The organism is Pseudomonas sp. TWR1-1-4 (assembly GCF_049897165.1).
In the GTDB taxonomy this organism is placed as follows: Bacteria; Pseudomonadota; Gammaproteobacteria; order Pseudomonadales; family Pseudomonadaceae; genus Aquipseudomonas; species Aquipseudomonas canadensis.
This window is the reverse complement of sequence record NZ_JAFCVS010000008.1, coordinates 212,643-229,818: the sequence shown is the minus strand read 5'-3', so window position 1 is coordinate 229,818 and position 17,176 is coordinate 212,643. Positions and strand designations below refer to the sequence as shown.

At 61.0% G+C, this 17,176-nt stretch carries 14 protein-coding genes and 1 pseudogene; 9 read left to right on the top strand and 6 right to left on the bottom strand.

What is annotated here, in order from left to right; genetic code table 11:
- Nucleotides 1-279: 279 nt before the first annotated feature.
- The 3 genes and pseudogenes from ACP7C6_RS25590 to ACP7C6_RS25580 form a co-directional block, all read right to left on the bottom strand.
- Nucleotides 280-1,047, bottom strand: a complete 768-nt coding sequence (locus tag ACP7C6_RS25590; RefSeq protein ID WP_370468632.1) for a methyl-accepting chemotaxis protein — start codon at nucleotides 1,045-1,047, stop codon at nucleotides 280-282.
- Between the two features lie 96 nt (nucleotides 1,048-1,143).
- A pseudogene (locus ACP7C6_RS25585) lies at nucleotides 1,144-2,223 on the bottom strand (cache domain-containing protein); the annotation flags it as partial.
- 146 nt (nucleotides 2,224-2,369) lie between these two features.
- Nucleotides 2,370-3,260, bottom strand: coding sequence for a bestrophin family protein (locus ACP7C6_RS25580; protein WP_016978827.1), 891 nt, complete (start codon nucleotides 3,258-3,260; stop codon nucleotides 2,370-2,372).
- A gap of 370 nt (nucleotides 3,261-3,630) precedes the next feature.
- On the opposite strand from ACP7C6_RS25580, the gene ACP7C6_RS25575 reads away from it, so the two are divergent.
- The 3 genes from ACP7C6_RS25575 to ACP7C6_RS25565 are packed head-to-tail and all read left to right on the top strand — an operon-like array spanning nucleotide 3,631 to nucleotide 5,766.
- Entirely contained in the window at nucleotides 3,631-4,494 is an 864-nt protein-coding gene (locus ACP7C6_RS25575; protein ID WP_028619700.1) for a hypothetical protein, read from the top strand.
- A gap of 26 nt (nucleotides 4,495-4,520) precedes the next feature.
- Complete coding sequence (locus tag ACP7C6_RS25570) at nucleotides 4,521-5,561, top strand: GGDEF domain-containing protein (RefSeq protein ID WP_426109389.1); 1,041 nt, start codon at nucleotides 4,521-4,523, stop codon at nucleotides 5,559-5,561.
- Between the two features lie 10 nt (nucleotides 5,562-5,571).
- Nucleotides 5,572-5,766, top strand: coding sequence for a hypothetical protein (locus tag ACP7C6_RS25565; RefSeq protein ID WP_028619702.1), 195 nt, complete (start codon nucleotides 5,572-5,574; stop codon nucleotides 5,764-5,766).
- A gap of 7 nt (nucleotides 5,767-5,773) precedes the next feature.
- On the opposite strand, the gene ACP7C6_RS25560 is transcribed toward ACP7C6_RS25565, so the two are convergent.
- The gene (locus ACP7C6_RS25560; RefSeq protein ID WP_122724449.1) at nucleotides 5,774-6,085 is read right to left on the bottom strand and encodes an ArsR/SmtB family transcription factor; all 312 of its coding nucleotides are present in this window, start codon (nucleotides 6,083-6,085) and stop codon (nucleotides 5,774-5,776) included.
- 78 nt (nucleotides 6,086-6,163) lie between these two features.
- Between ACP7C6_RS25560 and ACP7C6_RS25555 the strand changes: the two genes are divergently transcribed.
- Together ACP7C6_RS25555 and ACP7C6_RS25550 are read left to right on the top strand one after the other, a co-directional pair.
- Complete coding sequence (locus ACP7C6_RS25555) at nucleotides 6,164-7,255, top strand: NADH:flavin oxidoreductase/NADH oxidase (protein WP_068933938.1); 1,092 nt, start codon at nucleotides 6,164-6,166, stop codon at nucleotides 7,253-7,255.
- Nucleotides 7,256-7,455: 200 nt separating this feature from the next.
- Nucleotides 7,456-9,582, top strand: coding sequence for a TonB-dependent siderophore receptor (locus ACP7C6_RS25550; RefSeq protein ID WP_426109388.1), 2,127 nt, complete (start codon nucleotides 7,456-7,458; stop codon nucleotides 9,580-9,582).
- 64 nt (nucleotides 9,583-9,646) lie between these two features.
- Here ACP7C6_RS25550 and ACP7C6_RS25545 read toward each other — a convergent pair whose 3' ends face one another.
- Entirely contained in the window at nucleotides 9,647-10,369 is a 723-nt protein-coding gene (locus ACP7C6_RS25545) for a FadR/GntR family transcriptional regulator (protein WP_016978830.1), read from the bottom strand.
- A gap of 48 nt (nucleotides 10,370-10,417) precedes the next feature.
- The gene (locus tag ACP7C6_RS25540; RefSeq protein ID WP_028619706.1) at nucleotides 10,418-12,154 is read right to left on the bottom strand and encodes an IlvD/Edd family dehydratase; all 1,737 of its coding nucleotides are present in this window, start codon (nucleotides 12,152-12,154) and stop codon (nucleotides 10,418-10,420) included.
- A 192-nt stretch (nucleotides 12,155-12,346) separates the two neighbouring features.
- On the opposite strand from ACP7C6_RS25540, the gene ACP7C6_RS25535 reads away from it, so the two are divergent.
- Genes ACP7C6_RS25535 through ACP7C6_RS25520 form a run of 4 tightly spaced genes read left to right on the top strand, consistent with a single transcriptional unit; the run spans nucleotide 12,347 to nucleotide 17,166 of the window.
- Nucleotides 12,347-13,669, top strand: coding sequence for an MFS transporter (locus tag ACP7C6_RS25535; protein WP_028619707.1), 1,323 nt, complete (start codon nucleotides 12,347-12,349; stop codon nucleotides 13,667-13,669).
- A 15-nt stretch (nucleotides 13,670-13,684) separates the two neighbouring features.
- Entirely contained in the window at nucleotides 13,685-14,674 is a 990-nt protein-coding gene (gene araD1, locus ACP7C6_RS25530) for an AraD1 family protein (protein ID WP_028619708.1), read from the top strand.
- An 11-nt stretch (nucleotides 14,675-14,685) separates the two neighbouring features.
- Nucleotides 14,686-16,266 (top strand): aldehyde dehydrogenase (NADP(+)), encoded by a 1,581-nt coding sequence (locus ACP7C6_RS25525; RefSeq protein WP_028619709.1) that lies wholly within the window; start codon nucleotides 14,686-14,688, stop codon nucleotides 16,264-16,266.
- Between the two features lie 36 nt (nucleotides 16,267-16,302).
- The gene (locus tag ACP7C6_RS25520) at nucleotides 16,303-17,166 is read left to right on the top strand and encodes an SMP-30/gluconolactonase/LRE family protein (RefSeq protein ID WP_028619710.1); all 864 of its coding nucleotides are present in this window, start codon (nucleotides 16,303-16,305) and stop codon (nucleotides 17,164-17,166) included.
- The last annotated feature ends 10 nt before the right edge of the window (nucleotides 17,167-17,176 follow it).

Below are 17,176 nucleotides of genomic sequence, written 5' to 3'. Positions count from 1 at the left end.
ATAGACTATTACAGGTGCTGCGATGATGGGCTGAGGCTAAATGTCGCGCGTGTTGGAGAGGTGTAGGCGTGCTCAACCCAATGCGAGTCAGGTATCTACTCATTTCTCACGGCGCGAGCGTAATGTGTGGCGAGCGGGCTTGCCCCGCGTTGGGCTGCGAAGCGGCCCTAAAACAGGACACCGAGACCTCCTTGGATTAACTCGGTGACCTTGCTGGGGCTGCTGCGCAGCCCAACGCGGGGCAAGCCCGCTCGCCACGGTGATGCGTTTGCGGATTTGTCAGAACTTGAACCGCCCCACCAACCCCTTGAGCTGAGCCGAAATATCCGTCAACCGACCTGATCCGGTCTGCGCCGAGTGGGCAAAGCCTTCGACCAGTTGCGCGTCGGCATGGATTTGCGCGATGTGGCGGTTGATCTCCTCGGCCACTTGGTGCTGTTCCTCGGCGGCGGTGGCGATCTGGGTATTCTGGTCGCGGATCGAGTCCACCGAGCCGCGGATCTTGTCGAAGCTGTCGCGGGCCTGCTGGATACGTTCCACGCTGGTGTGGGACACCAGGAGACTGCCTTGCATCTGCTGCGTCACTTCCTGGGTGCGACGAGCGAGGTTGCCGAGCAGGCTGTCGATCTCGCCGGTGGAGTCTGCGGTACGGCGGGCGAGGGCGCGGACTTCGTCGGCGACCACGGCGAAACCTCGGCCTTGGTCCCCAGCGCGCGCCGCCTCGATCGCCGCGTTCAGCGCCAGCAGGTTGGTCTGTTCGGCAATCGAACGGATGGTGTCGAGGATGGTGTTGATGTTTTTGCTGTCCTGCTCCAGCAACTGCATGGTCTGGGTCGACTTCTGCAGGTCTTCGCTGAGCTTGAGCACGCTGCCGGTAGCTTCACCGATGTGGTGCTGGCCGTCGTGCACGTCGCGGTAGCCTTCGTCGGCACTGGTGGCGGCGGCGCTGCAAGAACGGGCGACTTCGTTGGCGGTGGCCACCATTTCGTTGAACGCGGTGCTTACCAGCTCCACGGCCTCGCGTTGTCGGCCGGCGGCCTGGTTCATGTTGTTGGCGACTTGGCTGGTGTCGGCGGCGGCGGTCTGCAGGTCCGACGAGGCGTTGCCGATACGCTGCACCAACTGGGCGATCATGCTCAGGAACTGGTTGAACCAGCCGGCCAGGCTGGCGGTTTCGTCCTTGCCTTGTACCTTGAGCTGACGGGTCAGGTCGCCTTCACCTTCGGCGATCTCTTGCAGGCCGTCGGCCACGCCGCGAATCGGCCGTACGATGACGCTGGCAAAGCTGGCGCCGACCACCGCGAACACCAACGCCAATACGGCGGCAATGGCCGCGATCAACCAGGTCAGACGGGTGGCGCCGGCCATGACTTCGTCACGCTTGATCAGGCCGATAAAACGCCAGCCCAGGTCTTTGGAGCTGACCATATTGGCCATGTAGGCCACGCCATCGATCTCGATCTGGGTCACGCCGTCGCCGCGCTTGGCCAGTTCGGCGTAGTTCGGGCCCAGGTCGGCCAGGGGTTTGAAGTTGTGCTTGGCATCGCTGGGGTCCACCAGCACGTTGCCGTTGGCTTCCACTAGCATCAGGTAGCCGCTGTCACCGAGCTTGATGTTGCGCACCAGTTCGGTGAGCTGCTTGAGCGACACGTCCAGGCCGACCACGCCGAGGATATTCCCGGTGGCGTCGGCGACGGTGTGTACGGTGCCGATCAGCGTCACATCGTCCGGCGCCCAATAGTAGGCGCCGGTGCGCACGGTCTTGCCCGGCGCGGCGATGGCTGCTTGGTACCAGGGGCGTACGCGTGGGTCGTAATTGTTGAGTTTGGTGTCGTCGGGCCAACTGGCGTAGCCGCCGTCTTTCAAGCCCAGGGACAGGTAGGCGGTGCTCGGATGGCTCTTGGCGAACTGGTCGAAAATTTCCAGCAGTTCTTTATTGGTGGGGGTGAGGGGGATTTGGGCTGCGTCGGCCCCGGCGTAGCTCTTGAGGTCTTTGGCCGCGACAACGCGCGGGTCCTTGGCCACATAGTCGACGTTTTGGCTGATGCCGTCGAAGAACTGCTTCATGCCATTGTCGATCTGGCGGATCTCACGGCCGCTGCTGTCGAGGAAATTGGCCTGGGCCCCCTCGCGCAGATTCAGCACAACCAGTACCGCGACCAAAATAACCGGGACGCACGCGATGGCGGCAAACGCCCAGGTCAGCTTTTGCTTGATATTCATGACTTCACCCGCGGGTATTTATAATTTTTGGCAAGGGGAAAACAGTGGCGTCGAGCGTCGCATGTGTTGTTTTGAGGTGGGTGTGGCCCATGCGTACTCCCTGTGTATCGACTGCGGGAGCACGCACTTGAGGGCCAAAGGAGGGTTTAACCGATACGTTCGCCACCCAGCGCATCACGCTGCATCGACTGCAGGTTTTTCTCGATGGTTTCGCAGATGGTTTCCATCTGGATCTGGTGTTCGCTGGAGTTGAACGGGCTTTGCAAATCGGTGCCAATGCGCTCGATGGCCAGCAGCATGAAACCCACCACCGTCGAGGCCAGCGGGGTGAACCAGCCCAAGGACTCCACCAGCCCCACCGGCACGATCAGGCAAAACAGCGAGATAAACAGGCGCGGGAAATACACGTAGGGGTAGGGCAGTGGGGTGTTGGCGATCCTCTCCATGCCGCCCTGGGCGTTGGACAAGTCCACCAGGGTCGACTCCAGCCGCGCCAGGCGGATGCTGTCGAGGTGGCCGGCCTTGTATTCCTTGGCCAACAGCGCGGCAGAGCCGGTGAGGATGTCGTTGGCGAAGTTGTTGGTCGCGCCATTGCGCGCGAACTCTTCGCTGGGAATGAAGGCGCGGACTTCTTCAGGGCATGGCTGGCCCTTGAGGTGGGCGGCCAGGCAGTTCACGTATGCCACATGGCGGCGCAACAGGGTGGCCTTGACCGGGTTGACTTCGCCATCAGGGTCGTCCAGCAGCGTCAATACCTGACGGGCAAAACTGCGCGAGTTATTAACCATCGCGCCCCACAGCGTGCGTGCTTCCCACCACCGATTGTAGGCGCTGCTGTTACGGAAACTGATCAGCACCACCAGCGCCGAACCCAGCAGGGTCAGGGGCATCAGCGGTAAATTGATCTTGGCGGTGAGAAACAGCATGAAGTCCACGGTGACGGCGACGTCCCACAGCAACAGCCAGAACAGCGCCCAGCCCACGTAGCCCATGGTCTTGATGATCAGGCGGTACTTTTTGAGGATGGCAGCTTTCAAACGAAGACCTCGCGGCGAGCGGTAAGCAACAGTGCCTTAGCTCGGACGCCGTCTGGTGGGTAAGGTTCGCCCCGCAGACTGAAACGTTTAAGTCAACTTGGCTGGATTTGGCTTAAACCGCCTGGCTTTCGAATGCGCTGGCGATATGTAAGTAAATGTCACAAGAGTTTTGCTGGTCGCCCAGTTGCTACGGGCCATTGGAACAATTTTGGTAGCGATGGGGTCCCTTACTCTAATCACGATAGATTGCACTTCGAGGCAAAACGCCATTAGTGGCTTTTATTCTGACGTGAGTTGTTGTGAGACCTGGTTGCATAAAGAGTGCAATTGATATCAATGAATTCAGGTTGTTTGATCAGGGCTCTTTCTCATGTGTGGTCGTTCGTTGAAGTTGGCGCTGGAGCATTCGGCACGCGTAGCCGAATGCCATGTGGAATTTGAGGCGTGCATTCGCACGCATTACACACTGCTGCTGAAGCCCTATTCGAAAAGACCGTTTTTCTACAAGACGGCGTTGAAGTTCAATCGTTTGATGGTGTCTTTTGCACTATTAAGTGCCTATTTTTCCAGGCCGGAGCCGTTACTTTCCGAAGTAAAAGCATTGTGTGTGGCGCGCGGGTTTTGCTCGAGGAACGGCCTGGAGTCGATTTTCCTGCTGTTCAGGGCCTTGGGGTTCATGAAAGTGGCGGGACACCCGGAGGATAGCCGTTTCCGCGTTTTCAGCCCGTCGTCCCAGGCGTGCCAGGAAGTGCGGGCGATGCTCACTTCCGTCGTTCAGCCGCTGGGCACGCTCTATCCGGAAAATACGATGATTCGGCATTTGGATGGGGTGGATGACCGTGATTTTCTGGCCGTTTATTTCAAAGGTTTTACGAAGATCCTTGAGGGTAACTCGACCCTGGATCAGTTGTTGCCGGATTGTTATTGGTTGGTCAATCGAGATGCCGGTCACTTGTTGATGTTGGCTATCTATAACGACGCGTGTGCGCTGGATAACACCGGCGCGAGTTTCCGGTCTTCTTCCTATCTTTCACTTGCCGAGAAATTATCGGTCTCCAAGACGCATGTAATTCGCCTGGTTCGGGAGGGGGTCGACAGGGGATATTTCAAAATTCATTCCAAGACACAGCTGGAAGTGCTGCCGCCGTTTGTCGTGTTGGTTAGACGCTTCATGGCCTATTCATTTGCGATCAGCCTGCACAGTCTCCAATCGGGTCATACCGACAGTCATTAGGCAACTCATGTACAGGGAATGAACGAATGCCGGCTAATTTGAAGCTTAGGCCACGGATGCAAAGGCTATTGTCACCGGCGATCTTGCAGGCTGAAATCATCGGGATTATCGCTTGGTTGGGCGTGTTGCTGATTGATCCGTTGATGAAGTTTGGGCTGGACAAGCTGATGGTCACGCTGGGCCTGCTGGTGGTCTGCCAGCTTCACCGCACGGTGACCCACTTCTACCTGTGGCGACTGCTTGGCGTGGCCTACATGGTGTTGCTGGCTGTTGGATTCGCCTATGTGTTGCACACCAACTTCGAACTGCAGGTATTTGCCTTGCCGCTGGCGTTGACGCTGGTGCTCAGCAGCGCAGTACTCTTTATCACGCCCCAGGATTTCCTGATATGTGCAGCGTTGGTCTGGTGGGTGATGTGGCCAAATATCCAGATAGGTATTTACGCTGACGTCGAGGTTTACCTGTTCATATTTTGCCTGTCATCAGTGTCTATTGGCTTCATCCTGAATTTCTCTTACTTGAAGAACTTGCGCTCCGTGCTGCTGGTTGAAAGTGAGTTCCGCGAACTGGCACACACTGACCACCTGACGTCCCTATTGAACCGGCGCGCCTTTATGGAAAGTTTCGCCAAGCTGATTGCAGCCGGTCATACCGGCTATTTCATGATGTTGGATATCGACAGTTTCAAGTTGAAGAATGACCAGTTCGGGCATGACGTTGGCGACAGGATTCTCTGTGCGATGGCCGCGTGCCTTAAATCCACCCGAGGCAGCCACAGTTTCGGCAGGATCGGCGGCGAGGAGTTCGGCGTATTACTGGTCTGTGATGACCCCCACACGGCGACCGATTATGCGCTACGCCTGCTGCATGCCATTCGCTGCAGTGTCGCGCCGCCCCATGACTACACCTGCAGTGCGGGCATGACGCGCTTTACGGCGGGTGCCGAGCTGTCTGCGGTACTCAAATGCGCCGATCGCAATCTCTATGAATCCAAGCGCAACGGCAAGGATTGCGTGCATCTGGATGGCAAACCTGTGCCGCCGCGCTTGCCTGCGGCGGTTGAATAAGCGAGGACGTATGAAGATCGAATTGGAAGACGTGGACTCACCCGAAGGTTGTCTGCTACGGCTGGGTGACTTGAGCATGATGTTCAACACGCGTCTGGAGGCGCAGCGATTTGTCGACCAACTGCAAGGGCGTATTGGTGCAATCAAATTGGGTGGTATGCCGAGCCGGCACGTCGAGCAAGGCGAAGGCGATCCGCTAGCCTGATCCTGGTTCAGTGCTGGGCGAGGATGCACCCGAGTAAACCGGGAAAGCGCTCTTCAAGCAATTCGCCGCGCAATGAATTCATATGCGTGGTGCCCACACTCCGGGTCTGCACCAACCCGGCATCGCGCAACACGCGAAAATGATGGGACATGCTCGACTTCGGCCGGCCGCCGTCCAACTCACCGCAGGTGGCTTCGGGCACGCCTGCCAGGCAACGCACGATTTCCAGGCGCACCGGATCACTCAGGGCGTACAGCAGGCGCTCGAGAGTCAGGTCTTGAAGAGGGGGGTGTTTGAAGGCTCGCATGAAACGAATCATAACAGGGGGCTATCGTTGAATACCATAGTTCGATTACCATCGAACTATCGAATCAACCACCCACTGGCTGGAGTCAACATGTCCGCATTGTTCGAACCGTTCACACTCAAAGACGTCACCCTGCGCAATCGCATCGCTATTCCGCCGATGTGTCAGTACATGGCCGATGACGGCATCGTCAACGATTGGCACCTGGTGCACTTGGCCAGCATGGCCCGTGGCGGGGCTGGCCTGGTAGTGGTCGAAGCCACCGCCGTGGCGCCGGAAGGGCGTATCACTCCAGGCTGCGCCGGGCTCTGGAGCGATGCCCACGCCGAGGCGTTTGTGCCGATGGTCCAGGCCATCAAGGCTGCCGGTTCGGTGCCGGGCATCCAGATCGGCCACGCCGGCCGCAAGGCCAGCGCCAACCGCCCGTGGGAAGGTGACGACCATATGGCCGCGTCCGATGCACGCCGTTGGGAAACCATCGCACCGTCGGCAATCGCCTTCGGTGCCAACCTGCCGCAAGTACCGCGCGCCATGACCCTGGACGACATCGCACGCGTGCGCCAGGACTTCGTCGACGCTGCGCGCCGCGCGCGTGATGCCGGTTTCGAGTGGATCGAACTGCACTTCGCCCACGGCTACCTGGGCCAGAGCTTCTTTTCGGAGCACTCCAACCAGCGCACCGACGCCTACGGCGGAAGCTTTGACAACCGCAGCCGATTCCTCCTGGAAACCCTGGCCGCCGTGCGTGAAGTCTGGCCGGAAAACCTGCCGCTCACCGCGCGTTTCGGCGTGATCGAGTATGACGGCCGCGACGAGCAGACCCTCACCGAATCCATCGAACTGGCCCGTCGTTTCAAGGCCGGTGGCCTGGACCTGCTAAGTGTCAGCGTCGGCTTCACCATCCCAGAGACCAATATCCCATGGGGCCCTGCGTTCATGGGTCCGATCGCTGAGCGCGTGCGTCGTGAAGCCGGCATTCCGGTGACATCGGCATGGGGTTTTGGCACGCCGCAACTGGCGGAAGGCGCCTTGCAAGCCGGGCACCTGGACCTGGTTTCGGTGGGGCGTGCGCACTTGGCTGACCCGCACTGGGCGTACTTCGCGGCCAAGGAGTTGGGCGTCGAGAAGTCGTCGTGGACCTTGCCTGCACCTTATGCGCATTGGTTGGAACGTTATCGCTAAGGCGGTCATGGCGTGACAAAAGCCACTCGTGAGAGTGGCTTTTTTTTGCGCTGTTTTTGCCGTGCGTTGATACAACGCGGTCACTCGATAAGTGGTTAATGAGAATAGATGCCAAACGGTAATGATATGACCTATCATGCGCGCCACAATAATTGGCAGTTATGCCGTCCTGTCTGGCTCTTTCACTAGGTTTATCCTTCATGCGTCGTACCCTGCTTTCCGTGTGTGTGCTTCAGGCGTTTTCCCCATTGAGCTGGGCGGAGGTCGAACCGGTTGAAAAAGCCGCGATCGAGCTGCAAACCACCAGCATCACTGGCGCAGCCGACTACGAAACCGCTCAGGGCCCGGTGCAGGGCTACCACGCCACCCGCTCGGCGAGTGCGACGCGTACCGATACCTCGATCCATGAAACTCCGCAGTCCATCAGCGTGGTGTCCAAGGCGGTGGTCGAGGATATCGGCGCCACCCGCTTGCAGGACGCGCTGGACTACGCCGGCGGCGTCGGCCGTGCCAACAACTTCGGCGGGCAGGGGCTCACCACCTTCACCGTGCGCGGCTTTACTACCGGCGAGTTCTACCGCAATGGTTTCCCGATCAACCGCGGCTACCCGAACATGCCCGACGCCAACACCATCGAGCGCCTGGAAGTGCTGCGCGGCCCGGCAACCATGCTCTACGGGCGTGGCGATCCCGGCGGCACCTTCAACGTGGTCTCCAAGCAACCGCTGGCCGAGCCGACGGTGACCCTCGGCAGCCAACTGGATGACCAGGGCATGCAGCGCGCCACCCTCGACGCGTCCGGCCCGCTGGATGAAGACGGTCGCCTGGCCTATCGCTTGAACGTGGTGGGCGAGGGCGGCGACACCTTTCGTGATCACGTAGAAACCGAGCGCTACGGCGTGACCCCGGTGATCACCTGGCAGGCCACCGACGACACCAAGGTGATCTTCGAAGGTGACTTCATGCGCAACAATCACCCGTTGGACCGTGGCTTGACGCGTTACCCCAATCAAAAAGGCACGCCTTCGCGCGACACCTTCTGGGGTGAAAAAGACGCCGGCAAACTGCACAACGACAACAGCATGGCCCAGTTGCGTTTCGAGCACCTGCTCAATGAAAACTGGACCCTGGGCGGCGGTTTCCAATGGCTCGACGGCACCCTGCAAGGCAATGCCATCGAAGCCAACGGTCTGGCCGCTGACGGTCGCACTCTGGGTCGCAACTTCAACTACCGCAAGCTGGAGTGGACCGACAAGGACACTCAGCTAAACCTCACCGGGCATTTTTCCACCGGCGGTTTCGACCACACGCTGCTCACCGGCGTCGAGTTCGAAGACTACGACTACAAGTCGATCATCCAGCGTTCCAGTGGCGCGGTGGGTGCCTACCCCATCGATATCTTCAACCCGGTCTACGGCCAGCCACGCCCGGCGCTCACACGCACGCCGACCCACGACAAAGAAAACCTCAAGACCTACGCCGCCTTCGTCCAGGACCAGGTCGCCCTGACCGAGCGCCTCAAAGTGCTGGCTGGTGCACGCTTCGAGCGCTTCGAACACGATTACCACACCTACGTGCCAGGCGGTAAAAGCTGGGAAGCCAGCGATAACGGAGTCACCCCGCGCATGGGTGTGATCTACGACCTCACCGACACCATCGCGGTGTACGCGGACGCGGCCCGTTCGTTCAAGCCCAATACCGGTGGCAGCCGTCAAGGCGGTGGTTTTGAACCGGAGAAGGGCAAGTCCTACGAGATGGGCATCAAGTGGGAAGCGCTGGATCGCCAACTCAGTGTCGACGCGGCGATCTACCAGATCGAGAAGAAAAACGTGCTCACTACCGACCCAGTTGACTCAACCTTCAGTGTCGCTGCCGGTCAGGTGCGCAGTCGAGGTTTCGACCTCAACGTCGCCGGCAACATCACCCCCGAGTGGCGCGTGATCGGCGGCTATGCCTATGTGGATGCTGAAGTCACAAAGGACAACACCATCCGCACTGGCTCACGTTTGGCCAACATCCCGCGCAACAGCTTCAGCCTACTCAACGTCTATGAGTTCCAAGACGGCGCTCTCAAGGGCCTGGGGCTTGGCGCTGGTGGCAAGTACGTCGCCGAGCGCGTTGGCCAGACCTCCAATACGCCGTTCTCGATGGCCACCTACACCGTGGTCGACCTGCTCAGCTACTACAAGGTCAACGACAAGGTACGGCTGAACCTGGACGTGAAAAACCTGTTCAATCACGAGTATGAAGAGGGAGCGTTCGGCAATGTATATGCCTACCCAGGCGAACCCCGCACCGTTCAGGTCGGGATCGCCTACACACTATAAGGCTCCCACAGGTAAACCTGTGGGAGCGGTGTTCACCTGATAGCGCGTGGTTTTGGCCTGGGGGTCAGAGCGGCGTGAGCACATTCATCACCGTATCCAGCGCCACCCGCGTGTCATCCAGTTGCACCAGCGACGCATGCCGCGCACCCAGGGCATCACGGTTCTGGATTGCGGTAAGGATCGCTTTGTGCCGGGGCAGGCTCAGGCCTTGGATGTCCGGGCGGCGGTTGGTGATGTTGATCGACTCGCGCAACGGCAGCGACAGCATATTGCACATGTAGGCCAGCAGGTCGTTGCGGGTGGCGTCGGCAATCGCGCGGTGGAAGTCCAGGTCGGCCTGCAGCAGCTGTTCGTGGGTCTGCGCGGTTTCCATGCCCAGGTAGGCTTGCTCGATGGTGGCGATGTCTTCGTCGGTGGCAGTGGTCGCAGCCATGGCGGCGATTTCCGGTTCGAGGATGCGCCGCACCCCGGCCAGGGTGTTGAAGAACTCGCTGTGCGGCGTGGATTGCATCAACCAGGACAGCACGTCCGGGTCGAGCAGGTGCCATTTCAAGCGCGGCCGTACCACCGCGCCCACCCGGGGCTTGGAATACACCAGGCCCTTGGCGCTGAGCACGCGGGTAGCCTCACGCAACACCGAGCGGCTGACCTTGTACTCTTCGCAGAGCGTGGCCTCCATGGGCAACCGTTCTTCAGGCTTGAAGCGACCGGAAACGATGTGCATGCCCAAATCCTGAACGATCTGGGCATGCTGGCTCTTGCGCGGCTTGGGCGGCTGGTGATCCATGACGACAGGGAGGCTCTGGCTTAAAGACGCGGCATCATAGCATCCCACTTAGTGGGAATGCCTTGGGACTTCCGCCCCACGGCAACCCACCAGGAAGTCAAAGTCACAGCCTTGGTCGGCCTGCAGCACATGGTCGATGTACAGCTGGCGATAGCCGCCGACAATCAGCTTCTCGGGTGGCGCCAGGTCGGCCATGCGTGCCGCCAGTTCTGCGTCGGGGATGTCCAGGTGCAGGCGGCCGTTGGCGCAGTCCAGTTCGATCCAGTCACCTTCCTTGACCGTGGCCAGCGGCCCACCGGCCGCCGCCTCCGGCGCCACGTGCAACACCACCGTGCCGTAGGCCGTGCCGCTCATGCGCGCGTCGGAGATCCGCACCATATCCGTTACGCCTTGGGCCAGCAGCTTGGCGGGCAAGCCCATGTTGCCGACTTCGGCCATGCCTGGGTAACCCTTGGGGCCGCAGTTTTTCATGACCAGGATCGAGTTGGCGTCGACGTCCAGTTCCGGGTCGTTGATGCGTGCCTTGTACATGTCGAAGTTCTCGAACACCACGGCGCGGCCTCGGTGCTGCATCAGTTCAGGGCTGGCGGCGGACGGCTTGAGGACTGCACCGAGCGGCGCCAGGTTGCCGCGCAGCACGCAGATGCCGCCGTCGGCGCGGATCGGGTTGTCGAGGGTACGGATCACCTCGTCCTGGCCGTAGATCGGCGAGTCCTGGGTGTTTTCACCCAGGGATTTACCGTTGACGGTCAGTGCGTTCGGATGGGGGATCAGGTTGGCTTCACCGAGGCGGCGGAGTACGGCAGGCAGGCCGCCGGCATAGTAGAACTCTTCCATCAGGAAGCGCCCAGACGGCTGCAAATCGACGATGGTTGGCATGCCACGGCCGATGCGGGTCCAGTCATCCAGGTCGAGTTCGACGCCTATGCGTCCGGCGATGGCCTTCAAATGGATCACCGCGTTGGTCGAACCGCCAATGGCGGCATTCACGCGGATCGCGTTTTCGAACGCTTCTTTAGTGAGGATCTTCGACAGCTTCAAGTCTTCGCGCACCATCTCCACCGCGCGCATGCCGGACATATGCGCCAGCACATAACGTCGTGCATCCACCGCCGGAATCGCCGCGTTGTGGGGCAGGGAAGTGCCCAGTGCCTCGGCCATGCAGGCCATGGTCGACGCAGTGCCCATGGTGTTGCAGGTGCCGGCCGAGCGCGACATGCCGCCCTCGGCCGCGAGGAAATCGTCCAGGGTAATGGTGCCGGCCTTGACCTGTTCGCTGAGCTGCCACACCACGGTGCCCGAGCCGATGTCCTGGCCTTTGTGCTTGCCGTTGAGCATCGGCCCGCCGGTCACGACGATGGCCGGCACGTCGCAGCTGGCCGCACCCATCAGCAGCGCAGGGGTGGTCTTGTCGCAGCCGGTCAGCAGCACCACGCCGTCAATCGGGTTGCCGCGAATCGCTTCCTCCACGTCCATGCTCGCCAAGTTGCGCGTGAGCATGGCGGTGGGGCGCAGGTTCGATTCGCCATTGGAGAACACCGGAAATTCCACCGGGAAACCACCGGCCTCGATCACGCCGCGTTTGACGTGCTCGGCAATCTGGCGGAAATGCGCGTTGCACGGCGTCAACTCCGACCAGGTGTTGCAGATGCCGATGATCGGTTTGCCATGGAACTGATGGTCGGCAATGCCCTGGTTCTTCATCCAGCTGCGGTACATAAAGCCGTTCTTGTCGGCAGTACCAAACCACTGGGCGGAGCGTAGGCCGGGCTTTTTATCAGACATGATCGATTCTCTTATTGTATGACTATATGTTCTATGCGTGCTTAAACATAAGCGCAAAAACGCTGCTTTGGAAGAGTTGTTTTGCAAATAGTCATACTATATAGTCCGTCTTAACTGAGGTATGACCCTGGCGGATTTTCGCGAGAGGCGTCCCCCGAGCTTCTATAAAAACAACAATCGGAGATCGACCCCATGAGCCAGGAACTGCGGCTTATTCGGCGCATCACGCTGAAACTGATTCCCTTCCTGATCCTGCTGTACCTGATCGCCTACGTGGACCGCTCCGCCGTGGGTTTCGCCAAGTTGCACATGGGCGCCGACGTCGGCATTGGCGACGCCGCCTATGGCCTGGGTGCCGGGTTGTTCTTCATTGGCTACTTTCTCTTCGAGATCCCCAGCAACCTGATGCTTGATCGCTTTGGCGCGCGGCGCTGGTTTGCGCGGATCATGATCACCTGGGGCACCATCACCATCGGCATGGCCTTCGTGCAGGGGCCGCACAGCTTCTACGTGATGCGCTTTTTGCTCGGCGCGGCGGAGGCGGGGTTCTTTCCGGGCGTTCTCTACTACATCACCCAGTGGTTCCCGGTGCGCCATCGCGGCAAGATCCTCGGGCTGTTCATCCTGTCCCAACCTATCGCGATGATGATCACTGGCCCGGTGTCCGGCGGTTTGCTGGGCATGGACGGCATTCTTGGTCTGCATGGCTGGCAGTGGCTGTTTATCGTGATCGGCACCCCGGCGATCCTGCTCACCTGGCCGGTGCTGCGTTACCTGCCGGACGGCCCCAAGCAGGTCAACTGGATGAGCGAGGACGAGAAAACCTGGCTGACCGGTGAGCTTGCCAAAGACCTGCAAGCCTACGGCCAGACCCGCCACGGCAACCCGCTGCATGCCTTGAAAGACAAGCGCGTGCTGCTACTGGCGCTGTTCTACCTGCCGGTGACCTTGAGCATTTATGGCCTGGGCCTGTGGCTGCCGACCCTGATCAAACAGTTCGGTGGCAGCGACCTTACCACTGGTTTCATCTCTGCCGTGCCGTACATCTTCGGCATCATCGGCCTGCTGATCATCCCGCGCAGTTCCGACCGTTTGAATGACCGCTACGGCCATCTCGCCGTGCTCTACGTGCTGGGCGCCATCGGCCTGTTCTGCAGCGCCTGGCTCAGCGTGCCGGTGCTGCAAATGGCCGCGCTGTGCCTGGCGGCGTTCGCGCTGTTTTCCTGCACGGCGGTGTTCTGGACTTTACCGGGACGGTTCTTTGCCGGTGCCAGTGCGGCGGCAGGTATCGCGTTGATCAACTCGGTGGGCAACCTCGGCGGCTATATCGGCCCGTTCGTGATCGGCGCGCTCAAGGAATACACCGGCAACCTGGCGTCGGGCTTGTACTTTTTGTCCGCAGTGATGGTGTTTGGCTTGCTGCTGACGGGTGTGGTCTACCGCCAGCTGGAGCGCAAGCACGTGCTGCCTGCCGACCAATTTGCCGCCAGTGCCCGTGGCGCTACACGTACTTGATTCAGGAGAAATGGCATGCGTTTAGTTCAGTTCGAATTGCGTAACGGTGAGCGCCGCGTCGGCGTGGTAGAAGGCAGCAAAGTGCGTGAGGTCAACAGCGCCCGCACTGTGCGCGAGCTGGCCCTGGCTGCGATCGAAGCCGGTGTCGGCCTGGCGCAACAGGTGGACAGCCTGGGCCTGGGCGACAGCTACGACTACGCCACCTTGCTGGCCGACCTGAAAATCCTGCCGCCACTGGACCACCCGGACCCGGCTCACATGCTGATCAGCGGCACTGGACTGACCCACCTGGGCAGCGCCTCGGCGCGGGACAAGATGCACCAGGCCGGGGATGACACTGCGTTGACCGACACCATGCGCATCTTCAAATGGGGCGTGGAGGGCGGCAAGCCAGAGTCCGGCCAGGCGGGCGTACAACCGGAGTGGTTCTACAAGGGCGACGGCAGCATTGTGGTGCGCCCCGGCGCGGCCTTCCCGTCGCCTCCCTTCGCGGAAGATGCCGGCGAAGAACCGGAAATCGGCGGCCTCTACGTCATCGGCCCGGACAGCAAGCCCTATCGCGTTGGTTTCGCGGTGGGCAACGAGTTCTCCGATCACGTCATGGAACGCAAGAACTACCTGTACCTGGCCCATTCCAAGTTGCGCAGTTGCAGCTATGGCCCTGAGTTGCGCGTGGGCGAGTTGCCCCAACACCTGGCGGGCACCAGCCGCATTCTGCGCGAGGGCGAAGTGATCTGGCAGAACGAATTCCTCAGCGGCGAAGCCAACATGTGCCACAGCCTGGAAAACCTCGAATACCACCACTTCAAGTACCGCCAGTTCCTCAAGCCGGGCGATGTGCACGTCCACTTCTTCGGCACCGCGACCCTGTCATTCGCTGACGGTATCCGCACCCAGCCGGGCGATGTGTTCGAGATCAGCCAGGCCGAGTTCGGCGCGCCGCTGGTCAACCGTGTCGGCAGCAGCGATGCGGCCTTCGAACCCGGCAACGTCATCACCCTTTAAAGGAGAACCCTATGACCTCGTTCCTCGGCCACAACTACATCGGCGGCCAACGCAGCGCCAACGGCAGCATCACCTTGCAAAGCGTCGACGCCACCACTGGCGAAGCCTTGCCCCAGGTGTTCTACCAGGCCACGCCACAGGAAGTCGATGCCGCCGCCAAGGCTGCCGCGCAGGCTTATCCAGAGTACCGTGCGTTGAGTGCGGCACGTCGTGCGCAGTTCCTGGATGCGATAGCCGATGAACTGGATGCGTTGGGCGATGAGTTTGTCGAGCTGGTCTGCCGCGAAACCGCCTTGCCCGCCGCGCGTATCAAGGGTGAGCGCGGGCGTACCAGTGGCCAGATGCGCCTGTTCGCCAACGTGTTGCGTCGCGGTGATTTCTACGGCGCGCGCATCGACAAAGCGCTGCCTGATCGCCAGCCCCTGCCGCGCCCGGATTTGCGTCAATACCGCATCGGCTTGGGGCCGGTGGCCGTGTTTGGTGCGAGCAACTTTCCCTTGGCGTTCTCCACGGCGGGCGGCGACACCGCCGCCGCGCTGGCGGCAGGCTGCCCGGTGGTGTTCAAAGCCCACAGCGGGCACATGGCGACGGCCGAGTGTGTTGCCGATGCAATCATCCGTGCGGCCGAAACTACCGAGATGCCTGCCGGTGTGTTCAATATGATCTTCGGTGGCGGCGTCGGCGAAGCGCTGGTCAAGCACCCGGCGATCCAGGCGGTGGGCTTTACCGGTTCGCTCAAAGGCGGCCGTGCGTTGTGCGACATGGCGGCAGCGCGCCCGCAGCCGATCCCGGTGTTTGCCGAGATGTCGAGCATCAATCCGGTGATCGTGCTGCCTCAGGCATTAACTGCACGGGCCGAAAGCGTGGCACGCGACCTGACTGCCTCGGTAGTCCAAGGCTGCGGCCAGTTCTGCACCAACCCCGGCCTGGTGATTGGCATCGCCTCGCCTGAATTCACCGCGTTCACCCAGCAAGTCGCGCAACTGATCGGCGACCAACCGGCACAGACCATGCTCAACGCCGGCACCCTGGGCAGCTATGGCAAGGGCCTGGAAAAACTTCTGGCACATCCGGGCATCCAGCACCTGGCGGGCCGCCAACAGGCCGGCAACCAAGCGCAACCGCAGTTGTTCACGGCCGACGCAAGCCTGTTGATCGACGGCGATGAAGTGCTGCAGGAAGAAGTCTTCGGTCCTACCACCGTGTTTGTCGAAGTCGCCGACCAGGCCCAGCTCAGCGCGGCTTTGCAGGGGCTGCACGGTCAACTCACCGCCACGATCATTGGCGAGCCGGCTGACCTGCAACAGTTCACCGAACTCACGCCGCTGCTGGAACAGAAGGTCGGCCGTATCCTGCTCAACGGTTACCCGACCGGCGTGGAGGTCTGCGATTCGATGGTGCACGGCGGGCCGTACCCCGCGACGTCGGACGCCCGCGGCACCTCGGTCGGCACCTTGGCCATCGACCGTTTCCTGCGCCCCGTGTGCTTCCAGAATTACCCTGATAGCCTGCTGCCCGAAGCGTTGAAAAACGCCAACCCGTTGCGTATCCAGCGGCTGGTGGATGGCACGCCATCTCGCGACCCGCTGTAACGCGCACCTGAGAACAACAACAATCCAGGAGGCATCATGTCGTGTATTGCCGTTACCCCGCACCGTGCGCAGCTGGGCGAAGGTCCGTTCTGGGACGCGCCCACTCAGGCGCTGTACTGGGTCAATATCGCCGGTAAACAGGCGCTGCGCCTGATGGACGGGCAATTGCAGGTGTGGCAGTTGCCCGAGCATGTCTCGGCCTTCATCCCGTGTGAAAGCGGCGATGCGTTGGTGACCTTGAGCAGCGGCGTGTATCGCCTTGACCTGGCCACCGAAGCCCTGACCCTGCTGTGCGTCGCGGACCCGCAACCGGGCAACCGTGGCAATGAAGCGCGCTGCGATGCCCAGGGCCGCCTGTGGCTGGGGACCATGCAGAACAACATCGGCGAGCGGGGCGAAGACCTGCCCGTCATCCGGCGTTCCGGCGGCCTGTTCCGTATCGATGCCGATGCGCAGGTGACGCCGTTGCTCAGTGGTCTGGGCATTCCCAATACCTTGCTGTGGAGCGACGACGGCCGCCACGTGCACTTTGGCGACAGCCTGGATGGCACGCTGTACCGGTATGGAATTCAAGCGGACGGCCAGCTCGATCCCGCGCAACGCTGGTTCGGCCCCCACGAACGCGGCGGGCCGGATGGCTCGGCCATGGACGTTGACGGCTATCTCTGGAACGCCCGCTGGGACGGCAGTTGCCTGTTGCGTCTCACGCCCGACGGCGAAGTGGACCGCATCATCGAGCTGCCCGTCAGCCGCCCCACCAGTTGCGTGTTTGGTGGGCCGAACCTCACCACCCTCTATATCACCAGTGCCGCCAGCCCTTTGGATCACCCCCTGGATGGTGCGGTATTGGCCATCGAGGTCGACGTGCCAGGCAAACCCTGTCACCGCTTTGCCGGATAAGTCCCCCTTT

Bases quoted from the DNA above. Each gene is read 5' to 3' on its own strand.
- ACP7C6_RS25590 (WP_370468632.1), bottom strand. From the start codon at position 1,047: ATGAACCAGGCCGCCGGCCGACAACGCGAGGCCGTGGAGCTGGTAAGC.
- ACP7C6_RS25520 (WP_028619710.1), top strand. From the start codon at position 16,303: ATGTCGTGTATTGCCGTTACCCCGCACCGTGCGCAGCTGGGCGAAGGT.
- ACP7C6_RS25570 (WP_426109389.1), top strand. From the start codon at position 4,521: ATGCCGGCTAATTTGAAGCTTAGGCCACGGATGCAAAGGCTATTGTCA.
- ACP7C6_RS25575 (WP_028619700.1), top strand. From the start codon at position 3,631: ATGTGTGGTCGTTCGTTGAAGTTGGCGCTGGAGCATTCGGCACGCGTA.
- ACP7C6_RS25565 (WP_028619702.1), top strand. From the start codon at position 5,572: ATGAAGATCGAATTGGAAGACGTGGACTCACCCGAAGGTTGTCTGCTA.
- ACP7C6_RS25535 (WP_028619707.1), top strand. From the start codon at position 12,347: ATGAGCCAGGAACTGCGGCTTATTCGGCGCATCACGCTGAAACTGATT.
- ACP7C6_RS25555 (WP_068933938.1), top strand. From the start codon at position 6,164: ATGTCCGCATTGTTCGAACCGTTCACACTCAAAGACGTCACCCTGCGC.
- araD1 (WP_028619708.1), top strand. From the start codon at position 13,685: ATGCGTTTAGTTCAGTTCGAATTGCGTAACGGTGAGCGCCGCGTCGGC.
- ACP7C6_RS25540 (WP_028619706.1), bottom strand. From the start codon at position 12,154: ATGTCTGATAAAAAGCCCGGCCTACGCTCCGCCCAGTGGTTTGGTACT.
- ACP7C6_RS25560 (WP_122724449.1), bottom strand. From the start codon at position 6,085: ATGATTCGTTTCATGCGAGCCTTCAAACACCCCCCTCTTCAAGACCTG.
- ACP7C6_RS25550 (WP_426109388.1), top strand. From the start codon at position 7,456: ATGCGTCGTACCCTGCTTTCCGTGTGTGTGCTTCAGGCGTTTTCCCCA.
- ACP7C6_RS25525 (WP_028619709.1), top strand. From the start codon at position 14,686: ATGACCTCGTTCCTCGGCCACAACTACATCGGCGGCCAACGCAGCGCC.
- ACP7C6_RS25545 (WP_016978830.1), bottom strand. From the start codon at position 10,369: ATGGATCACCAGCCGCCCAAGCCGCGCAAGAGCCAGCATGCCCAGATC.